Raw genomic sequence first — 18,562 nt, forward strand, 5'->3', positions numbered from 1 at the left:
CCGCAGCAGCGCGGCCAGCGCCCGGTCATCGACCATGCCCGCCTCGTCGATCACCAGCACGCCGACGCCCGCGAGGCCCCGGCCGCCGGTGATGTCGCGGGTCCAGGCGGCGATGGTCCGGCTGTCGATCCCGGCCTCGGCCGTCAGGTTCGCCGCCGCCACGGCGGCCGTGCTCGCGCCGACCACGGTGAGGCCGGCGGCCTCCCAGCCGGTCCGGGCGGCCTGCATGAGCGTGGTCTTGCCCGCCCCGGCGACGCCGATCACCGCCTCGGCTCCGTGACCGGCCGTCAGCAGCCGCAGGATCACCGCGCGCTGCTGCTCGGTGAAGCGGAACTCCCGGTCGGCGGACTTCGCCAGCTCGGTGGTGGCGATCGTCAGCTCGGCCGCCTGCGGGGTGAGCTGGGCCAGCCCCCGACCGTAGCCGGTGGCGGTGGTCGAGATGATCGTCGCCTCGGCCGCGATCACCGACGTGTGGGTGTAGCGCTGGCGGTGCACCTGGTGGTGCCGGTTGGAGTCGGTCAGCCGCACCGCGTGCCCGTCCACGGCCAGCACCTGGTCGGCCAGCGCGGTGAGCTGCTCCACCGAGTCCAGGTAGGGCAGCTCCTGGACGATGGCGGACAGCACGTGCGTGTGCCCAACGGCCTTGGTCGACGCCACCAGGCCGTGCTCGGGGTCCTCCCAAATTCGGGAGGCGATCCGCTCCGGGGTGGGCAGGATCGGGCGGCCCGGGCCACCGGCCGCGGGGCCCGCCGCGTCGGGGCCGGGCAGCGCTGCGGCCACCACCGCCTCGACCGCGCGCCCGGCCTCGGCCAGCGCCACCTCGCGCTGCTCGCCGCTCAACCCGGTGAGGTCGCCGGCCAACGTGGCGACGGCGCGCTCGCGCCAGCTGGTGCGCTCGGCCTCCTGGCCGCCGTCGATCTTCGCCTCGGCGGTGCGCCGCGCGGCGGCCTTCTGCTGGTCGCGGGTGGCGCCCTCGCCCGCGTCGGCGACGACCTGGTGGTGACGGCGGGAGAACGCCTCGCGCAGCTGCTCGGGCACCCCCACCAGCTCCCACGCGCCGGTGCTCTCGGAGCGCTCGAACCGCGCGCCGTACTGCTCGGTCAGCCGCGCGCGGAAGCGGGCCTCGGCGATCTCGTTTGCCAGGTGGGCGTGCCGCAGCAGGTCCTCGGCCCCGGCCGCGATCGTGCGCCACCGGCCGTCCGCCCCCTTCGCCATGTGCGCCAGGCTCACGTGCACGTGAAGGTGCGGATCACCCACCGCGCCGTCCACCGGACGGGCCGAGCGGTGCAGGGTGGTCCACCCCAGGAAGCCGGAGGTGGCCACCCGCGTGGCCTGCTGCCCGTTCCCGTGGTGACCGGCCATCCCGTACGCCGTCCACTGCTCCAGCGCCGCGACCGCGTCGCCCACCGAGGCGAGCCACGCCTCTTCGAGCTCGGCCGCCAGCCCGTCGTCGGCCAGTGCCCACGCGGTCGACAGGCTCTTGGGCAGGTCCAGCACCAGGTCGACCCCGCGCAGGCCGACGTCGACATGCCGCCCCGCCCACGGCCGCGCCGCCTCGACGGCCTCGGCGCCGTACAGCTCGGCGACGTCCAGGCCGGCCGCGGCGGCGAGGCGCTCGGCGTCGGCCAGCGGCAGCAGGTGCCGCTCCCCCTCGCGGCGCAGGCCCCGCTCGGCACGGGCCAGGCGCTCGCCGAGCGGGCCGCCGAGGTACGCCGCAGGGCTGACCCCGTCGGCCTTCGCCAGCGCGGTGATCGCGTCCACGACCGTCTTCGCCGGGAGCTTGCCGCGGGGGTCGAGCACCTGCTTGCGCTTCACCAGCTGCGCACCTGTGCGCCAGTCGCGGCCGTCCATCAGCGCCTTCGCGGCGTCCGGGTCGACGGGCCCGCCGGCGGTCAAGTCGAGCTCGACCAGGCCGCTCCCGATCCACCGCAGATCGCGGTCGGAGGCGAGCCGGTACTCGACCTGCGCGTCCGCCTGGACGTCGCACCCGCAGTGCCGGGAGAGCCGGTAGTCGACCTGTTCGGGAGCGCGGATCGGCGTCACCCACCCCATGACCGATCCACCCCCTTCACTGCTTTTGTCCGCCTGGCGGACCTTGATCGTGTATCGAAGATACCTGGAGTGCTGTAAGTAGCTAGTGAATTGCTGTGTGGCGGTTGGTGCGGGTGGTGGGCTTGGGATGGTTTGGGGCGTATGTCGGTTGTGTGGTGGTGAGTTGGAGGGTGGCTTGGGTGGTAGAAGATCGGGTGTGGTCGGTGTGGTCGGAGACGGTGGGAAGGGAGCGGACGTGGGGGCAGTGGTGTTGTTGGAGGGGGAGGAGCGGGACCGGGTGAGGGAGTTCGTGCGGGTCGGGTACGTGGAGCGGAAGCAGTCGATCCGGGCACTCGCGCAGCAGACCGGACGCTCGTACGGCCTGGTGCACGTCCTCCTCGCCGAGGCCAAGGTCGAGCTGCGCCAGCGCGGCGGGCGCTACGGCAAGCCCGAGTCCATGCACCCGTGGGCCGTGGCCGACCGGCGCCGGCGGGCCGCCCGAAAGGCCCAGGCGTCGGCCGCCGCCTCTTCGTGAAGAACGGGGCGCGGGGGGCGTCCGCCTTGGCGGGTAATCTCGCAAGATTGGCCGCCAAGAGCGGCGTTCCTGGGCGGGAACGCGAGCGGCCCCCCGGGGGAGTCCTCCGGGGGGCCGCTCTAGCTGATTGCACCCGCACGGTACCAGGACCCTGGCGTGTGGTCCCGCGATTCATGATCGTGTCGCTAGCTTGGGCCCATGCTGATTGCCCTCGTGAACTACAAGCCCGGGTCGGGGAAGACCACCACCGCCGGCTGGCTGGCCTCCGCGATCCACGAACGCCCCGACGACCCGCCGGTGGTGCTGGTTGACTCGGACCGCTCCCGTGCGGTCATGGACTGGCATGAGATGGCGCCGTTCCCGTTCGCGGTGCACCTGGTGGCCCGGCCGCAGGCGCACATCCTGATCCCGGAGCTGGTCCCGCCCGGCCATGACGTGGTGGTGGACTGCCCGCAGGTGGAGGACCACCGCGACATCGTGATGTCGGTGCTGGAGCTGGCGGACGTCGTGGTGGTGCCGACCAGCACGAGCAGCTTCGAGCTGCCCCGCACGCTCGACACGTTCGGGTTCCTGGAGGAGGCCCGCGAGGAGCTCGGCCGGCCGCTCCCGGCGGTCGTCTCGATGAACCGCGCCGACCCGTACGACCCCCGGTACAACCAGGAGGTGCGGGACGAGCTGGTGAAGACCGGCTTCACCGTGCTGGCCACCGAGATTCCTGCTCACCGCAAGTACCACAAGGCGTGGGGCCGCCCGATCCGGGCCCGGATGACCCACTATGACCGTGTACTGACGGAGATCCGGAACATGAAGATCGGAGCACCCGCATGACCCCCGCATCGCGCCGCCCCGCACGGTCGGACCGCTCGCACGTCTCGCTGGTCCAGGACTTGCCCGACCCCTCCGAGGTGGTGGAGGGCACAGGCGACCTGTCGGCGGCCGAGCGCTCGAACCTGGCCGCCGCAGAGTCGGCGATCGAGACGTTCCAGGCGTCCGGCTGGGCGGCCGGGCAAGCGCTCGCCGTCATCGCCAAGGGCCACTACCACCGCGACACCCACGCGACCTTCGCCGAGTACCTGTGGGACCGGTGGGGGCTCAAGACGTCCCCGGCCTACCGGCTGATCGAGGGCTACCGGCTGGCCGCGCTGATCGCGCCGAAGGCCGGCGGGCGGGGCGTGACGGTGAGTCACGTCACGAGCCTGCTCCCGGTGGTGAAGGCCGACCAGGAGCACGGCGAGCAGACGGCGGTGGCCCTGTTCACCGGCGCCCAGGCCGCGGTCAAGGAGGTGGGGCACGGCCGCAAGCTCACCTCCGTGCTGCTGGACGGGGCGGTCGAGGAGCTCACCAAGGCCGGCGACCTGCCCAAGGAGGGCCCCGAGCGGGACCAGGCCGTCACCGCGCTCGCGCACAAGGCCGTCGTGTCCCTTATTAGGGAGAAAACCGCAGGTCAGAGCGGGGACGGCGCGGCAGAGAAGCCGGGCAAGAAGCGGGGCCCGCTGCGCCTGGCGGTCCCCGAGACCCTGACCGAGGACCTGGACGAGTGGACGGCCTCGCTGTCGGCCGGCCTTCGGATGCCGCTGTCCCGGGACGTGGTGGTCGCCCGGATCGTGGAGCTCGCCCTGGAGGACTCCGACGCGCTCCTGGCGGTGGCCCAGCGGATCGAGTCGGAGTCGGCCGAGAAGATCGGCACCGCCAGGCGCTGGACGTGGACCCCGGCAGGGGAGGCCCGCGGCTACATCCGGATCGCCGAGCTCAAGCCCAAGGGCCACACCGCCGCCAAGGGAGCCCCACCCGTCGGCTGCGCCCTGCCCGGTGAAGAGCCGTGCGGGGAGACCCCGGTGTGGAAGGTGACCAACCACCCGGTCGGCAAGAGCGCCCAGCCCTCGACCCTGCACTGGTGCGAGGAGCACCTGCCCGAGGACTCCAGCCCGCCCGGCCGGTGGAACGGCTGACCCAGCGTCACCCGGCCCGGCACCAGCACCTGTGGTGCCGGGCCTCGACATGCCCGCCGCAGGCGCTGCCGGGGACCGCCCCGCTCGGCGGGTTATCTCGCAAGATTGCCCGCCAACGACGGCGCTGGTCGGAAAGGCGAGCGACCCCCGGGTGTCACAGCCACCTGGGGGTCGTTCGTGGTCGGCAGGCTACCAGTCCGCGGGGCTGGCCTTTGCGCGCGTCGCCTGCCGACCGCTTTGCCCATGGGTCGGGGCTGAGTGGGGGTCGGTCCCTCCTTGGCGGCTCGCGGTGGTGGCCATCCCGGGGTCGGGGCCGTTCGGCTCCCCGCCTCTTGGCGGGGACCGCTGGAGGAGTTTTCCCGCCCCCTTCGCGCTGACCAGCAGTCAGGCGGCTTGGGTGGGGCGGGAAAAGTCCGGAGGCGGCGTGCCGGGCGGTCCCGACCCCGGGATGGCAGGGTTCGGAGGCGTCAAGGAGGGACCGACCCCCACGACCCCGGCCCGCACCACCCACCCACCCGCACAAGATCACGAAGCCCCACCCCCTCCGCAGGCGTGCCCGCCGGAGGCGAGTCGGTGACGGCCGCCGGTGCTCCGCCGCTCGGCAGGCCGCCAGCTGTTGCCCGGGGTGCCGCCAGCTCTCCCCGAACCCCGACCTGATCTAGCTGTGCAGCACAGAGCCCCCGTCAGGGGGCTGACGGGGGCTTGGGTGAGGGTGGGTCAGAGGCGGCCGAGGTGGAAGACGGTCACGGTGACGGTCTGGTCCTCGACCTCGTACTGGACTCGGTACAGGCCGACCTGGATGCGGTAGATCCCGCTGCTGCCGACGGTGAAGGCGCCGGCGGGGCGGGGGTTGTCCGCGAGGAGGTCGACGGCGGCGAAGACCTGTTGCACGCCGGTGCGGTCGTCGGCGGCGAGCTTCTGCGCGACGGCCAGGGCGGCGGGCTCCCACAGGACGCGGTAGGTCACGGGGCGTCTCCGAGGACCAGGCGGCGGGCTTCGTCCTGGGAGACGCCCGGGCCGGTCTCCCCGCGGCTGCGGCGGGCGAAGTACTCGGCGTTGACGCGGTGGTACTCCAGCTCCTCCAGCTCGGCGGGGCTGATCAGCACGGCCATGGTCTGGCCCCGGTCGGTGAGTGCGACGTGCTTCTGCTCGGCGCTGACCTGCCGGGCGAGGGCGCCGAGCTTGGTCCTGGCCTCGGTGATCGGGTAGGTGTCCATAGGTGAACTGTACGGTAGTGCGCATTTGAGTGCAGTTCGGCTGTTCTGGTTCGGGACACAGCTGAGCCCCCGCCGGCGTGGGCGGGGGCTTGGGTGGAGCTGGTGGCGGTGTGGGGCGATCAGGTGCGGCGGTAGCGGACGGCCTCGACGGTGGCGTTCGGGTACTGCTGCTCGGCGGCCTGCTTGAGGCCACCCATGATCTGGTCGGGGGTCTCGCCGGGGCGGCCGGTGCCGGACGCTTGCACGGTGATCTTCACACCGGACTCGGTGCGGATGTCCACCTGGCCCTTGTAGTTCTGGGTGTCGCCGCTGCTCATGTCGATCTCCTTCGGGCATGATCCACATCCCCTCTCGGGGGTGGGGTAAACGGGGCGGTAAACGTAAACGGTAAACGTCTGACCTGCGGATTTACCGCGTTTACTGAGCCTTGGTCAGGCCGGGGGAGGGGTTCGGAGAGGGGCTCTCCCCCGGCTCCTCCTCCTCGTCCTCGGTGTAGTCGGTCGCCAGGTTGGGGGGCAGTCGGGGGAAGCGCTTGAGCGCCTGGTGGAGCTCGTCGTAGCGGACGGCGAGCCCGGGCGTGCCCTTGATGTTGGAGTTGCGGACCGGGATGCCGGCGGCGCGCAGGCGCTCGGGGAAGTCGGCCCGGTCGACGCCGAGGTAGCGGCCCTGGGCCTGGAGGCCGACGAGGAGGTCGACGGTGTGGACGCCCTTGCGGCCGTCGAGGTGGGCGACGGAGACGGAGTGCTCGACGTAGAGGAGGAGCTCCTCGCGCCACCGGTCGGCGTCGGCGGGGACGGCCTGGTCCTCCTCCTCCTCGTCGGAGGCGGCCGTGGTGGTGGCCTCGACCATCGGGGTGGCGGCCAGCAGAGCGGCCGGGACCGGACGGATGGTCAGGTCGAAGGGGCGGTCGCCGCGGACCAGGGGGAAGAGGAGTGCGGCGGTGGTGGCGACCAGGAACACGGTGCCGGACCAGTACCAGGACGCGGCGAGGATGCCGTTCACCGGTAGGGCGAGCAGGAAGCAGCGGGCGACCGCGGTGCGGTGGCGGCGGTGGCGGATCTGCCCGGGGTCGAGCTCGGGCACCTCGAACTCGCCGAGGGCCTTGAACGCGCTGTCGTGGTAGGCGGCGTCGCGCTCGGCGGCCACGAGCGCGCTCTGGTCGGCGGCGACCAGGCCGCCGTTCTGCTGCGCGCGGCGGTGCAGCTTGGTGGCCTTGTTGTGGGCGATCTGGGCCTGGCGGGTGTGCTGGGCACCGGCCAGCTTGTGGGCCTCCAGACGGGCCTTGACGATCCGTCGGGTGAGCTCCTCGGCGCCGATGGTGTGGCCACCGGCCCAGTGGGTGAGGGCGGCGGAGGTGTGCCGGGCGCCGGCCATCCAGCGGGTCTGGGTGGGCGGGAGCTGGTCCTGCGGGCGGGGGGTGCGGGTCGTGGGTTCGGTCGCGGTAGCCATCAGCCGATCACCATGTCCGAGATCCAGGAGAAGAGGGGGATGAAGAGCATGGCGGCCCAGCCGCCGAGCGCGCTGGTGATGCCCCAGGTGGAGCCGGTGACGGCCCCGGCGAGGTAGAGGGCGCGGGTGCCCCAGCTGTCGGCGAACCACACGAAGAAGCCCAGGCCGAGCACGCAGACCAGAACGATCCAGCCGCCGCCGTAGGACATGACCTGGCCGAAGGAGACGGTGAGCGCCCCGTCTCCGGACTGGCCGATGGCGGCTGCGCCGATCGCCTGTCCGGCGACGTTGCCGGTGCCGGTGAAGCCGTTGGAGAGCTTCTTGATCAGGCCGCCGGAGACGGCGGAGGCCAGCACCAGGACGACGAAGGCGTAGGCCCAGGGCTGCCAGATGGTGCGGTCCTTGAGGGTGTGCCAGCTCTTGGTCTTGGCCTTGATGAAGAGGGCCGGGACGGCGGTGGCGGCGAAGCCGAAGCCCGATCCGGCGCGGTTGACGACGGTGGTGAATTCGAGCAGGTCCACGGTCAGCTCCAGAGCGCGAGGTAGGTGGTCCCGGTGCCGGTGGCGACCAGGACGATGACGGTGAGGGTGGCCGGGCTGCGGCCGGTGAGCTGGGCGAGCAGGGCGAAGACGACGCACATGAAGCTGAGGCCGATCTCGGCGTCCAGGCCGGACTCCTCGATGAGGGAGCGGGTCAGGGCGGCCCAGACGGGGGCCAGGCCGAGGCCGGTCATGGTGGCCGGGGTGATCAGGGCACGTGCCGCGCGGCGGGCGCGGGCCCAGTCGACGGTGGCCTTGTGGTTGTCCGGCAGGAGCGGGATCGTCCCGGCGGTCTGGTGGAAGGTGGTGCCGGCCGGGATGGTCGGGTAGGCGGGGGGCTTCGGGGTGTGCCAGGGAGTGGTGACCAGGCCGGGGGTCGGCTGGTAACTCGGCCGGGGCGGGGTGGGGTTGGTCACCGGGACCGCCGGATGTTGCGGCGGGTCAGCAGGATCACGCCGTAGACGGCGCCCGCGCCGTCGAGCAGGACCAGGGCGGCGATCAGCAGGTTGTCCAGCACGGGGGGTCTCCAAGTTAGAAGGGGGCCCGGCCGGTTGAGGGCCGGGCCCGAGGTGGTGGTGCTGGTCAGCGGCCGAGCCGCTTGCGGCTGGCGGTGGTCCGCGGGGCGAACACCTGCTGGCCGTTGGCGCGGGCCTCGTCGTAGTCCGCGCCGGTCCAGCTGCGTCCGTCGCGGGCGACGTGGTCGGGGGTGTCCGTCCTGGTGGCGGGCTTGTGCTCGGTGTTGCGGCGTCCCCAGGTCATCGGGCCACCGTCCCGGTGACGGTGACGGCCTGGCCGCCGAAGTTGCACAGCGCGGTGAAGGCGGGCTTCTGGCCCGAGTCGGACATGTGGATCTCGCGGCACCAGGAGGCGTTCCCGAGCAGGCGCACCTTGGCGAGCGGGACCGGCTGCGTGGCGCGGTAGAGGTACTGCTCCTTGACGACCGGGCCGAGCAGCGCGGTCAGGGCGGTGGTCACCGTGGCAGTGGTCACTTCTGACCACCCTTCAGCAGCGCGCCCAGCAGGCGACCGGCGGCCTTCCCAGCCTTGGCCAGGTCAGCGGGGGTGATCGGGGGGATCTTGGGGGTAGCGTCGAGCACGGTTAGTCCCTTCGATGCAGGGGTTGACCAGCTGAGCCCCGGCCGGTTGCCTCCGGCCGGGGCTTCTTGCATCACCCAAGGTAGACCACGACACGGTTTTGCACTACCCCCTTGGTAGACCACGCCTTCATGTTCTACCGTTCAGGGGTAGGGCGAGCCGATCAGGTGCTCGCACGAGACGAAGGGATTGCTATGGCTGGGTACGCCGAAATCGCCAAGCACTTCCGGAAGTTGATCGAATCGGGTGGGCTGTCGCCGGGTGACCGGCTCCCGCCCCTCCGCGAGGTGATGCAACAGTTCGGAGTAGCGCAGCAGACCGCAAGCAGGGCCTACGCGAAGCTGCGTACGGAGGGGCTGACCACTGCCACCACTGGTGGCGGAACGGTGGTGGCACCGCTCGGCAGCAACAACATCGCCGCCCGTGTCGCAGCACACGCAGCCACTGGTCGGGCCCTCGGTGAGGGCGAGACCAGCCGGATCTTGGAGGTCGGCACGGTGCCGGCCGACGAGACCGTGGCTCACCGGCTCGGGGTCGAGCCGGGCACTCCGGTGCACGTTCGTCGGCGCGTCGTCAGCCGAGGAGGGGTGCCCGTGCACTACTCCTCGTCCTACTACCCCGCGTACGTCATCGAGGTGGTTCCCGAGCTCACTCAGCCGGTCTCGACCGGTGCAAGCCGGGAGCTGGCGGCCGAGCGCCTGGGTGTTCCGCAGGCCCAGGTCCTGGAGGAGATCAGCCCTCGGCTGGCCACCGTCCCGGAGGCCGAAGCACTCGGACTCACGGGCCAGGTGATCGTCAACCAGATCGTTCGGACGGTGTGGTTGGCCGACTCTCGGACGGTGGAGGTCGGCGTCAAGATCACCGCGACCGTCCTGCGGTACTCCAGCGCGTTGTAGCAGACCAAAGGCCGACCCCGGGGGCATCCGGGGTCGGCCCAGTGATCGACGGAGGAACCCCGTGTCACACACCAAGTATGAGTTGGCCAGCGCCGACGCGGACACCGCGCCGGTCCGCCCCGGCCGCCGACGCAGGACCGACGCACCCGCGCCGAACCGCCCCGAGGGAGGTCGGCTCGTCAGCAAGGGGGCCACCGTGGTCCTCGCGGTGATCTTCGCCGCGATGGCCGCCGTCGGCGGCGCAGGCGCTTACAGCACCTACCACAACATGAAGGCCGTCCTCGGTGACGGCAGCACCGCCCTGGGTGTCGTCGCCGCAGGTGAGGGCGCTACCGGCGTGCTCGGCCTGACCCTGATCGGGCTGACCCTGATCACCCGGCCCTACCCGCTTCCGCTGCGCCTGAGCCTGTGGCTCATCCCCGCGATCGGCTCCGGCGTCGGCGTCTACCTCGCCGCCGACGACGTCCACCGCGTCATCTACGGCGTCACCCCGCTGGCCATGACGGTTGCGGCCGAGCTCGCCGGCTACCTCGCCCGCAGCGTCATCGTCCACCGCACCGGCCGCGACGCCGAAGCCGACCGCCGCACCGGCGAGCTGCTGCGCATGGTCGAGTTCCACCAGGCCCGGGCCCTGAACCACCCCGACGAGAAGACCCGCGTGAAGTCGGAGAAGAAGGCGTGGGCGCTGGCCGAGCGCCTGGGCAAGGGAGACCCGCGCCTGACCACGGCCCTGACGCAGAGTCATGCCGAGCGCACCACCGAAGCCGCCCTCGTCGCCCTCGACCGCCTCTACGGCCGCACCGACACACCCGCCGCGTCAACCGACACACCCGCCGCCGCGATCGACACGGCCCCCGCCGAGGAGCTCCCCGCGCTGCCGTCGCCGCTCCGGCCGGCCCCGGCCGAGCTGCCCGCCCCCGAGCCCGAGCCGGTGACCGACACGGTGCCGGTCGAGACCGCGTCGCCGTGGTGGACGCAGCCGACACAGGAACCGACGCACTCCGCGTCGGTCTACGCCGAGCCCTTCCCGGAGGAAGAGCCGGAGCCCGCCTGCGAGGTCGAGCAGCCCTCGACCCAGGTCCCCGGCCACCACCCGTTCGCCACGTTCGACACGGCCGACACGGACACCGACACGGTCACCGACGAGACCGACACGGCCGTGCCGGAGCCGGGTGAGCGGATGACCGACGTCGAACTCGACGCCGTCGTGCACATGATCCGCACGGAGACCAACCCGCCCCGCTCCCTGCGGGCGATGGAGGAGCGCTTCCGCGAGCTCGGCTACATCGCCTCCGCCGCTCGCCTGCGCGCCTCGTGGGACCGCGTCACCCTCGCCACCGCCGGTCTGGACGGCTGACCCCGCCGCCGGGCGGGGCCACCAGCCCCGCCCGCCCGGCTCCCCGACTCATCACGTACGACGAGAGGATGACCCCATGACCTTCACCACCCCCGCCAAGGCCGCTGACCAGGCCGCCGAGGCGATCCGCGCCCTCAACCACGCCACCCTCAACCCCTCCTCCGGCGAGGAGGAGTGGCGCTTCCCCAGCCACGCCTACGACGTGATCGGCGGCCTCGACCGCATGGCCGGCGGCCTCGACCAGGCCCTGGAGCAGACCTGGGCCTTCCTGGCCAAGCTCGCCGCCGACGGCCACGTCGGCAGCGACCGCGGCGACGCCGACCGCGACCTGGCCGACGCGAAGGAGGCGCTCGACCTCGCCCGTGCCGCCTCCGAGCAGCTGCTCGTTGCGCTCAGTGCGGCCCACCGCGCCACCAGCCCGCTGTCCTACAAGGGCTGACGAACCGGTACAAATGCCGCAGGGCCCGCCCCTGGTGAAGGGGCGGGCCCTGATCGTCTTCGAGAAGAACATGCGGCACAATCGCGCCGTACGCCACATCGTCCGCCCGATTAGGGCATGATCGAGCACCACTGGATCTGAGCAGCAAGAAGGCCGGGGCTCCTACACCCCGGCCAACTCTGGCGATCAGGTCCCTTAAAAGTTCGCTACCCGGCGACAACACAGGAACACCTGACCACTTGAACCCGATGGTAGCGGGTGGTACACCCATCCGCGCAACACTCGCTTCGACAGTCACCGCCCCGGGTGACGCTCCCGCCGAACTGGCGGTCGAGCCCCGGACCAGCGGTGGCCTTCGCCATGCCCAGAACCCTGGCCACTCGTCGCATGACGAGAGCACGTCAAAGCTCCCGCCCGCGTTCACCACCACCCCCGCCGAACGGGCCATCGCGATGGCCCAGGTCGAGCAGCGCTTCGCCGCCGCCCGCACCGCCGGCCGCGCGGGCCGCTCCGCCAAGCGCGCCGAGCTCCGCGCCGCCGCCCGCGCCGCCCGCCAGCTCTCCGCCGACCTCGACGCCGCCCTGGCCGCCGCCGGGCTGACCACCGGTCAGGACGCAGCCGCCATCCGGGCCGAGGCCCTGAACGGCGCTCTCGCGGCCTCCGGGGTCAGCTTCCGCCCCACCCCCGCCACCGCCCCCAGCCACCCAGCCAAGGGCTACGGACGGGCCCACAGCAGCCCCAACGGCGGCCCGGGTTCGAACCAATTGAGCTACGTTTCCGCCGCAGGTCACGGCGGGTCGGAAGACAGCTGCGGAAAGCTGATCGAACGCTCTGACGCGCGGCTTCGGCAGCTCGACCAGATCCAGGAGTTCACCGGCCTGCCCTCGGTGAAGTACTGCGACGTCACCGCCCTCGGCGCGGCCGTCGGCGTGCACGTCCGGCGCGACCTCAACCGCCGCACGGCCTTCTCCGGCCTGGTCAAGTGCGGGTCGGTCTGGGCCTGCCCGCCGTGCAGCGCCGCGATCCGCGCCAAGCGCTCCGCCTGGCTGGAGGCCACGGCCACCGCCTGGCTGGAGTCCGGACGCGGCATCTACATGGCCACCCTGACGGTCCCTCACTGGAAGAACGTCCGGCTCGCGGTCCAGTTCGACAAGGTCGCCGAGGGCTGGCGGGGCGTCGGCCAAGGCGCGTGGTGGGTCGGACGCGCCGTCATCCGGGACAAGGCCATGGTCCGTTGGGCCGACCGCGCACTCCACCCCGACCTGCCCGAGGACGTCGAAGCCCACCAGGTCGGCGGCGAGCTGGTGGTGTGGAAGCGCGGGTGGAAGGCCAAGCACGGCATCGCGGGCGTCACCCGCACCATCGAGGTGACGTACGGGGCCAACGGCTGGCACTCCCACCTGCACGTTCTCCTCTGGACGGAGGAGCCGGCCACCCGGGCCGGGGCCGACCGCCTCCAAGAGGAGCTCTACCGGCGGTGGGTCGACCGCTGCCGGTCCGTCAAGCTGCCCACCCCCGACCCGATCCACGGCGTCCGGGTCGACCCGGCGATCCTCCAGGTCGACGGCAAGCTGCCCCTGGGCCTGATCAAGTACCTGGCGAAGGTGCAGGACAAGGACGTGGTGGACGGCAAGATCACCGCCCGCCCACTCGCCGCCGAGATGACCCGCGGCGACATGAAGCTCGCCAGGGGCGCCAAGGGCAAGACCCCCTTCCAGCTCGCCGAGATGGCCGCCGCCGGAAGCGAGGAGGCGCTCAAGCTCTGGCTGGAGTACGAGCTGGCCACGAAGGGTCGTCAGTGCCTGACCTGGACAGAGAAGTTCAAGGCCCGGCTCGCCGAGCTGGCCGGGATCGAGGAGGACGCGGAGACCGACGAGGAGATCCCGGCCGGGGAGGACGACGAGCGAAACCAGCAGATCCCGGACCTGGCCATCGCCAGCGGCCCGTACAAGGCGAAGATCGCCCGGGTGAAGGGCCGCCGGGCCGACCTGCGGATGGCCGGGGACGTCGGCGGCCTGGTCGGCATCATCGAGCTCCTCGCCCGCTGGGGCCTCCAGGCCGGGCCCGACTTCTGGCGGCCCGAGCAGCCCCTCGGCGCCGACGCGGCGGTGACGGGTGCTCAGGTCCAGCGTCGCAAGGACCAGCGCGCCGCCCAGCAGGCCCGGCACGAAGCCCTGCGCCAGGAGCGGGAGGGCAACCCGGAGCGCTGGAAGGCGGCCATGAAGAAGCGCGAGGAGACCATCGCGGCGAAGAAGAAGGCGGACGCTGAGGCGAAGGCCGCCAAGGCCGAGCAGCTGGCCTTGGTCGAGCACGACCACCAGGAGCAGGAGGAGGCCGTTGAACTGGCCGCCGCCGCCGACCGGTTCCTCGCCGCCCGCCGGGCCGCGCAAGGAACCGACCCCGCCGCCGCGGACTCCATCCGCAAGCGCCTCCTGGCCCTGGGCCTGTTCTCCGCCTGACCCCCCGTCAACCTGACCACACCGCCAGACCGACCCGTAGGAGTGAACCTGTGACCACCCGACGCACCCTCGGACACGGCTTCGACGCCACCCGCCGAACCGACGCACCCACCCCTGTCCCGGCCCCCGATCGCATCCCGCGCACCGCCGCCGGCCTGACCGTGCTCGCCGAACCGACGCACCCCGCGTCGACCGCGTCGGCCGCGTCGACAGAACCGACGCACCCCGCGTCGGTCACCGCGAGGCCGTTCGCCGACCGGTACGCCGAGATCATCACCACCGGCTCCGGTGAGCTCCTCCACGACGAGGTGCCGCGGTTCTTCGACGCGCTCCGCGCCGACGACGCCCAGCGCCGACGCACCCTGTTCCGGGCCCGCGTCGAAGAGGCAGAGCCCCCGACCCCCTGAGAAAACGATCATGGGGGAAGTCCCCCCGGTCGCCGATCGCTGCGGCCGGGGGCGTCGGTCTTAGCGGGTAATCTCGCAAGATTGAACGCCATTGTTTGGCGCTGAGGGGTGCCCCGGCGGGGCCTGGATCGTTGGGCACGGCATGACGATCCATCAGCTCAACCCCCCTCCGACTCCTGCGGCCCGGCAGGCGCGGGACCACCGCCTGCGCGGCATCGAGTCGGACGCCGACACCCTGCGGCGCCGCGCGCTCCAGCTGGCCGGCGCGCTCGACGTGGTGCTCGCCGAGGTCCGGGCCGCCACCGATCCGCTCGTGCGCGAGCAGATGCTGGAGGAACTCGCCGCCGAGCTCCAGCCGCTCTACGTCGGCGGCCACTACGAGATCGACCCGCGCCACCCGATCGCCTCCGCCGCGATCGGTACCGAGGACCTCGCCGACCGGCTCCGGTCCCAGGACGCCTGACGCCCCGTCGGCTCCGGCCGGATCGGCTGGGGGCGTGATCGTTGGCGGGTAATCTCGCAAGATTGCCCGCCAACCGGGCATGATGGCCTGCATGGGATCGACGGTGCAGTACACGGTGGCGGTGGTGGAGGAGCGGCTGCGCCTCCTCGACCTGGTGGCCGACTTGGCGGCCGACGAGGAGCGGGCCTGGCTGGAGAAGGAGCGGGAGGGGCACGTCGGACTGCGGGGCGGCAAGCTCGCGCTGGCCCGTCGGCTGACCCGGGAGAAGCTGGCCCGGGAGCGGGAGGCCGGTGCTCTGGCCGGTAGCCGGGACTGGCTGCTGGTGCCCGGGGTGCGGGCCGAACTCGCCGCCCGGGGCTGGGACAAGGACTGGAAGCCGATCCCGGCCGGGGCGCTCGCGGCCGGCCGCCGGTGGGGCACCGACCCCGCGCGCTACCAGGACAAGCACGACGAGGGGGAGACGAAGTTCCTCGGCCGCCTCGCGCTCCGCCTTCCGGCCGAGGTCGGCGAGCGGCTCCAGCGCGCCTGCTACTGGCACAACGCCAAGATCGAGGCGGAGCTCCAGCGCTGGGCCGACCAGTGGGGCGACGGCCCCGAGGTGATCATGCGGGAGTCGATCCGCGAGCACGGCGGCGTGACCATGCTCGCCGCGATGGGCGCCGCCCTCACCTCCACCCCGCCGATGGAGGAGCTCGACCGGCGGGCCGAGCTGCGCGCCCAGGTGGTCACCACCGGCGACCTGATCCGCGCCGCCCTCGACCACGCCCTCACCGAAGCCCCCGAGCGGGCCCGCCGCGAACAAGGCCGGCTGCGCGCCGAGGCCAAGACCGCTCGCGGCAACGCGACCTGGGCCGAGCGCCAGGCCGAGGAAGCCGCGGCCGAGCAGCGCCTCGCCGAGCGCGAGGACAAGAAGGAGGACGCGGACAAGGCCGCCAAGGACGTCCAGTACTGGACCGGCATGGCCGCCCGCTACCGCGCCGAGGCCGAGAAGCTCCTGGCCCGCGTCGAGCAGGTCCGCGCCCTCGCCGCCGAACTCAAGACCCACCGGGCCTGACGCGGGGTCAGCCCCCGGGGGCATCGGTCGATCTTGGATTTGTGAAACCCCCGGCCCCGTGCTGGACGACCAATCTTGCGAGATTACCCGCCCCAGGCGACGGCCCCGGTTCCGTTTGGAGTTCCGTTCGGGGGCCCGTTTCGGGTCCTGTTCGGAGTGCCGTTTCAGGTCCCGTTTCGGGTTCCCCGGCCGGGCCGGTGGGGGCCGGGTGGACAAGGGGTCTGACCTGCTGGTCAAGGGGGTGGACAAGGGGTCGGGCGGACGCCGACTTCTTCCGTACGGCACCCCTTCGCCGAGCTCCGGGCCGCTTCCGGGGCGGAGCAAGCTATCGCGTAAGCCTGGCCTACGGCCGGGCTGACGCAGGATCAGGCCGAGGGCGGCCGGGGTGGTCAGCGGCCGATGCTCGGTCCGGAGCGGCCTTGGGTCGGCGGGTCGTACCGGTACGTGTACTGGTCGTACTGCCGCTGCTGCTCGGCCGCCCGGGCCTGCTCGGCGGCGCGCCGCTCGTTCGCCGCGCGGATCGCGGCGGTGCGCTCGACGGTCTCCTCGGTGCGCCGGCCGGTGGGCAGCTGCTCGCGGACCCCGGCTTCCTGCCGCAGCCCTGCGGCGCGGTCGGTCAGCTTCTCCACGGTGCCCCACTGCTTGGCGGCGTCCCGCACCAGGCGCTGGTGGTCGGCGCGGTCGAGGCGGTCCAGGTCGGCGGCGAGCTTGGGCAGCCGGGCACGGGCGGCGTCGATCCGCTCCTGAACGGGCCCGTACGCGGTGCCGACGGCGGAGTCCACCTCCGCCTTCGCCGCTCGCCGCAGCTCCTCCGCTTGGTGACGCAGTTCCCCGGCCTGCCGGGTCAGCGTCTGGGCCTGCCCGGTGCGCTGGTCGACCCGACCCCGCAGCGCGTCGGCGTCCTCCAGCAGCCCCTTGCGCTGGAAGGTGACGGCGGCGCGCTTGAGCGCGGCCCTCGCGCGGATCTTCTGCTCGATCCGCATCTCCTCGCGGTTCGTCGCGTAGAGCTCGGCGGCGCGGTCCGCGGCCTCCTTGGCGCTCTGCTCGACCACGGCGGCCTGGTCCAGGAGCTGCCCGGCCACGTCGAGGTGACCGGCGACCTTGGCCACCCGCAGGGCCCCGGGGGCGTGGCCGGTGCCCAGCACCGCGCCGGCCCGCTCGGCCTTCGCGTCGAGCTGGGTCGCCTTGGCGCGGGCCACCTCCGCGTCGGACTCCGCCTTCTCCGCGCGCGGCAGCAGCGCGCCCGTGGCGACCTGGCCGTACTCCCGCTCCCGCCACCCGGGCACCCGCTCGGAGTCGGCGGCCTGGCGCTCCTGCAGCTCCGCCAGCTCCCGGCGGATCTGCTCCGCCAGGCGCGCGGCCTCCTCGTCCGGCGGCAGCGGGGTGCCGTCCCCGACCGGGGTCTCGGCCCGGACGACCGGGGCGGTGGACTCGACGGCAGGCTGCTCCACGGCCTCTTGAGGAGCGGTGGGGAAGCCGAGCGCGGCGACGCGGGCGGCTTCGACGGCGCGCGGGTCGAGCGCCGGCTGCTCGCTCTCGCGCGGCCGGGGCACGGCCTGGTGCTGCTCCTCGGCCCGCTCGGCGACCAGGGTGGTGAGCTCGTCCAGCACCATCACGTCGCCCTGGTCGCCCTCCAGCCTGCGCCCGTACGCCGCCACCGCCCGGTCCAGGCGCTCCGTGTCGCTGCGCGGGGTGCCCTGGCCGATCCGCGTCGCGTCGTCCTCCAGCTGGTCCAGCGCGAGGAACAGGTGCGTTTCCTGCCGGGCCCGGGACAGCGCGGGGTAGAGGCTGTAGGCGTCCGCGCCGTGCCCGGAGGCGATCGTCACCTCGGACGTGAGGCCCTGGGCCGAGCCGATCGTCATCGCGTACCCGTGGGTCAGCCTGCCCTCGGCGACGTCGCGCGGGCTCATCCACGCCTGATCGACGCGCTGTTCGCCGGTGCCGTCGAGGCGGCGCCACTGGACCAGCACGCCGCGCCGCTCGTCCACGGCCAGGGCGACGCCGCGGTAGCCGTTGAGGACGTCCGGCTCGTCGCCGCGCCGGGAGCGGTAGTCGTTGCGGCGCACGTGGACCAGGTCCCCGGCCGAGAACTCCACCCGGCCGCCGCCCGCGACGCGGAAGGCGTGCCCGGACTCGAGTTCGCCGGCCTCGACCCGCAGCGCCCGGGCTCCGGCGTTGAGCTCGGCGACGTCGGCGCGGCGGGCGGCCAGCAGCAGGAGCTCGGCGACCTGGCCGTGCGGGTCACCGTCCCACCGACCGCGCGCCTCGTCCCAGGCGGAGAGCATCGCGGCGCGGGCCTGCTCGGCCGTGTCGGTGGCCTGCACCCGGCCGTGGGCGGCGAGCATCGCCAGCGCGCTGGTGCGCCCACCGTCGCGCCACGTCGACAGCGCGGCCCGCTCCACCGGATCGACCTGGCGCCGGTTCTCACCGAGCGTCAGCCCGTCCACGATCTGGTGCATCCGCTGGAAGCCGCCCCCGATCCCGACCGCGCGCAACTGCTGCGGGTCGCCGATCGCCACCACCTTCGTGCCGGTCTCACGGGCGTGCCGCAGCAGCGCGGCCAGCGCCCGGTCATCGACCATGCCCGCCTCGTCGATCACCAGCACGCCGACGCCCGCGAGGCCCCGGCCGCCGGTGATGTCGCGGGTCCAGGCGGCGATGGTCCGGCTGTCG

The 18,562-nt window shown here is 72.9% G+C and carries 19 protein-coding genes and 1 pseudogene; 10 read left to right on the forward strand and 10 right to left on the reverse strand.

Annotation, left to right across the window (positions count from 1 at the left end; genetic code table 11):
• A partial coding sequence (gene mobF, locus QSK52_RS37965) for a MobF family relaxase (protein ID WP_285740851.1) occupies positions 1–2,052 on the reverse strand: 2,052 nt, incomplete at its 3' end.
• Between the two features lie 253 nt (positions 2,053–2,305).
• Between mobF and QSK52_RS39780 the strand changes: the two are divergent.
• From QSK52_RS39780 to QSK52_RS37980, 3 genes and pseudogenes are all read left to right on the forward strand, one after another.
• Positions 2,306–2,467 (forward strand): annotated as a pseudogene (locus QSK52_RS39780) (helix-turn-helix domain-containing protein); the annotation flags it as partial.
• 297 nt (positions 2,468–2,764) lie between these two features.
• Positions 2,765–3,394 (forward strand): ParA family protein, encoded by a 630-nt coding sequence (locus tag QSK52_RS37975; RefSeq protein ID WP_285740852.1) that lies wholly within the window; start codon positions 2,765–2,767, stop codon positions 3,392–3,394.
• Positions 3,391–4,515 (forward strand): hypothetical protein, encoded by a 1,125-nt coding sequence (locus QSK52_RS37980; RefSeq protein WP_285740853.1) that lies wholly within the window; start codon positions 3,391–3,393, stop codon positions 4,513–4,515. Before QSK52_RS37975 ends, QSK52_RS37980 begins: the two co-directional genes overlap by 4 nt.
• A gap of 717 nt (positions 4,516–5,232) precedes the next feature.
• Here QSK52_RS37980 and QSK52_RS37985 read toward each other — a convergent pair.
• The 8 genes from QSK52_RS37985 to QSK52_RS38020 all read right to left on the reverse strand — a co-directional run bounded on the left by QSK52_RS37985 (position 5,233) and on the right by QSK52_RS38020 (position 8,709).
• Complete coding sequence (locus QSK52_RS37985; RefSeq protein WP_285740854.1) at positions 5,233–5,481, reverse strand: type II toxin-antitoxin system RelE family toxin; 249 nt, start codon at positions 5,479–5,481, stop codon at positions 5,233–5,235.
• Positions 5,478–5,732: a type II toxin-antitoxin system Phd/YefM family antitoxin gene (locus tag QSK52_RS37990; RefSeq protein ID WP_285740855.1), complete on the reverse strand. Its 255-nt coding sequence runs from the start codon at positions 5,730–5,732 to the stop codon at positions 5,478–5,480. Before QSK52_RS37990 ends, QSK52_RS37985 begins: the two co-directional genes overlap by 4 nt.
• A gap of 119 nt (positions 5,733–5,851) precedes the next feature.
• Complete coding sequence (locus QSK52_RS37995) at positions 5,852–6,049, reverse strand: hypothetical protein (protein WP_285740856.1); 198 nt, start codon at positions 6,047–6,049, stop codon at positions 5,852–5,854.
• 100 nt (positions 6,050–6,149) lie between these two features.
• On the reverse strand, positions 6,150–7,181 hold the full coding sequence (locus QSK52_RS38000) for a hypothetical protein (RefSeq protein ID WP_285740857.1): 1,032 nt from the start codon (positions 7,179–7,181) through the stop codon (positions 6,150–6,152).
• Positions 7,181–7,702, reverse strand: a complete 522-nt coding sequence (locus QSK52_RS38005) for a hypothetical protein (protein WP_285740858.1) — start codon at positions 7,700–7,702, stop codon at positions 7,181–7,183. Before QSK52_RS38005 ends, QSK52_RS38000 begins: the two co-directional genes overlap by 1 nt.
• Before the next feature lie 2 nt (positions 7,703–7,704).
• Positions 7,705–8,136 (reverse strand): hypothetical protein, encoded by a 432-nt coding sequence (locus tag QSK52_RS38010; protein ID WP_285740859.1) that lies wholly within the window; start codon positions 8,134–8,136, stop codon positions 7,705–7,707.
• Between the two features lie 166 nt (positions 8,137–8,302).
• Positions 8,303–8,479 (reverse strand): hypothetical protein, encoded by a 177-nt coding sequence (locus QSK52_RS38015; protein ID WP_285740860.1) that lies wholly within the window; start codon positions 8,477–8,479, stop codon positions 8,303–8,305.
• Positions 8,476–8,709: a hypothetical protein gene (locus QSK52_RS38020; protein WP_285740861.1), complete on the reverse strand. Its 234-nt coding sequence runs from the start codon at positions 8,707–8,709 to the stop codon at positions 8,476–8,478. Before QSK52_RS38020 ends, QSK52_RS38015 begins: the two co-directional genes overlap by 4 nt.
• A gap of 299 nt (positions 8,710–9,008) precedes the next feature.
• On the opposite strand from QSK52_RS38020, the gene QSK52_RS38025 reads away from it, so the two are divergent.
• The 7 genes from QSK52_RS38025 (at position 9,009) to QSK52_RS38055 (ending at position 15,889) form a co-directional block, all read left to right on the forward strand.
• Complete coding sequence (locus QSK52_RS38025; protein WP_285740862.1) at positions 9,009–9,710, forward strand: GntR family transcriptional regulator; 702 nt, start codon at positions 9,009–9,011, stop codon at positions 9,708–9,710.
• A gap of 61 nt (positions 9,711–9,771) precedes the next feature.
• Entirely contained in the window at positions 9,772–11,067 is a 1,296-nt protein-coding gene (locus QSK52_RS38030; protein ID WP_285740863.1) for a hypothetical protein, read from the forward strand.
• Between the two features lie 76 nt (positions 11,068–11,143).
• The gene (locus tag QSK52_RS38035; protein WP_285740864.1) at positions 11,144–11,506 is read left to right on the forward strand and encodes a hypothetical protein; all 363 of its coding nucleotides are present in this window, start codon (positions 11,144–11,146) and stop codon (positions 11,504–11,506) included.
• Between the two features lie 452 nt (positions 11,507–11,958).
• The gene (locus tag QSK52_RS38040) at positions 11,959–13,965 is read left to right on the forward strand and encodes a hypothetical protein (protein WP_285740865.1); all 2,007 of its coding nucleotides are present in this window, start codon (positions 11,959–11,961) and stop codon (positions 13,963–13,965) included.
• Between the two features lie 50 nt (positions 13,966–14,015).
• Positions 14,016–14,372, forward strand: a complete 357-nt coding sequence (locus QSK52_RS38045; protein WP_285740866.1) for a hypothetical protein — start codon at positions 14,016–14,018, stop codon at positions 14,370–14,372.
• Between the two features lie 142 nt (positions 14,373–14,514).
• Positions 14,515–14,835, forward strand: a complete 321-nt coding sequence (locus QSK52_RS38050; RefSeq protein ID WP_285740867.1) for a hypothetical protein — start codon at positions 14,515–14,517, stop codon at positions 14,833–14,835.
• Between the two features lie 91 nt (positions 14,836–14,926).
• Complete coding sequence (locus tag QSK52_RS38055; protein WP_285740868.1) at positions 14,927–15,889, forward strand: hypothetical protein; 963 nt, start codon at positions 14,927–14,929, stop codon at positions 15,887–15,889.
• A gap of 389 nt (positions 15,890–16,278) precedes the next feature.
• Here the strand turns inward: QSK52_RS38055 and QSK52_RS38060 are convergent.
• Positions 16,279–18,562, reverse strand: a 2,284-nt coding sequence (locus QSK52_RS38060; protein WP_285740869.1) for an AAA family ATPase, incomplete at its 5' end; no start/stop codon positions are given.

Source organism: Kitasatospora phosalacinea, from assembly GCF_030268885.1.
Lineage (GTDB): Bacteria > Actinomycetota > Actinomycetes > Streptomycetales > Streptomycetaceae > Kitasatospora > Kitasatospora phosalacinea_C.

Excerpts from the sequence above, each read along its gene's own strand:
- QSK52_RS38015 (WP_285740860.1), bottom strand. The coding sequence starts at position 8,479 with ATGACCTGGGGACGCCGCAACACCGAGCACAAGCCCGCCACCAGGACG.
- QSK52_RS38040 (WP_285740865.1), top strand. The coding sequence starts at position 11,959 with ATGGCCCAGGTCGAGCAGCGCTTCGCCGCCGCCCGCACCGCCGGCCGC.
- QSK52_RS37975 (WP_285740852.1), top strand. The coding sequence starts at position 2,765 with ATGCTGATTGCCCTCGTGAACTACAAGCCCGGGTCGGGGAAGACCACC.
- QSK52_RS37995 (WP_285740856.1), bottom strand. The coding sequence starts at position 6,049 with ATGAGCAGCGGCGACACCCAGAACTACAAGGGCCAGGTGGACATCCGC.
- QSK52_RS37990 (WP_285740855.1), bottom strand. The coding sequence starts at position 5,732 with ATGGACACCTACCCGATCACCGAGGCCAGGACCAAGCTCGGCGCCCTC.
- QSK52_RS38055 (WP_285740868.1), top strand. The coding sequence starts at position 14,927 with ATGGGATCGACGGTGCAGTACACGGTGGCGGTGGTGGAGGAGCGGCTG.
- QSK52_RS38050 (WP_285740867.1), top strand. The coding sequence starts at position 14,515 with ATGACGATCCATCAGCTCAACCCCCCTCCGACTCCTGCGGCCCGGCAG.
- QSK52_RS38035 (WP_285740864.1), top strand. The coding sequence starts at position 11,144 with ATGACCTTCACCACCCCCGCCAAGGCCGCTGACCAGGCCGCCGAGGCG.
- QSK52_RS37980 (WP_285740853.1), top strand. The coding sequence starts at position 3,391 with ATGACCCCCGCATCGCGCCGCCCCGCACGGTCGGACCGCTCGCACGTC.
- QSK52_RS38025 (WP_285740862.1), top strand. The coding sequence starts at position 9,009 with ATGGCTGGGTACGCCGAAATCGCCAAGCACTTCCGGAAGTTGATCGAA.
- QSK52_RS38000 (WP_285740857.1), bottom strand. The coding sequence starts at position 7,181 with ATGGCTACCGCGACCGAACCCACGACCCGCACCCCCCGCCCGCAGGAC.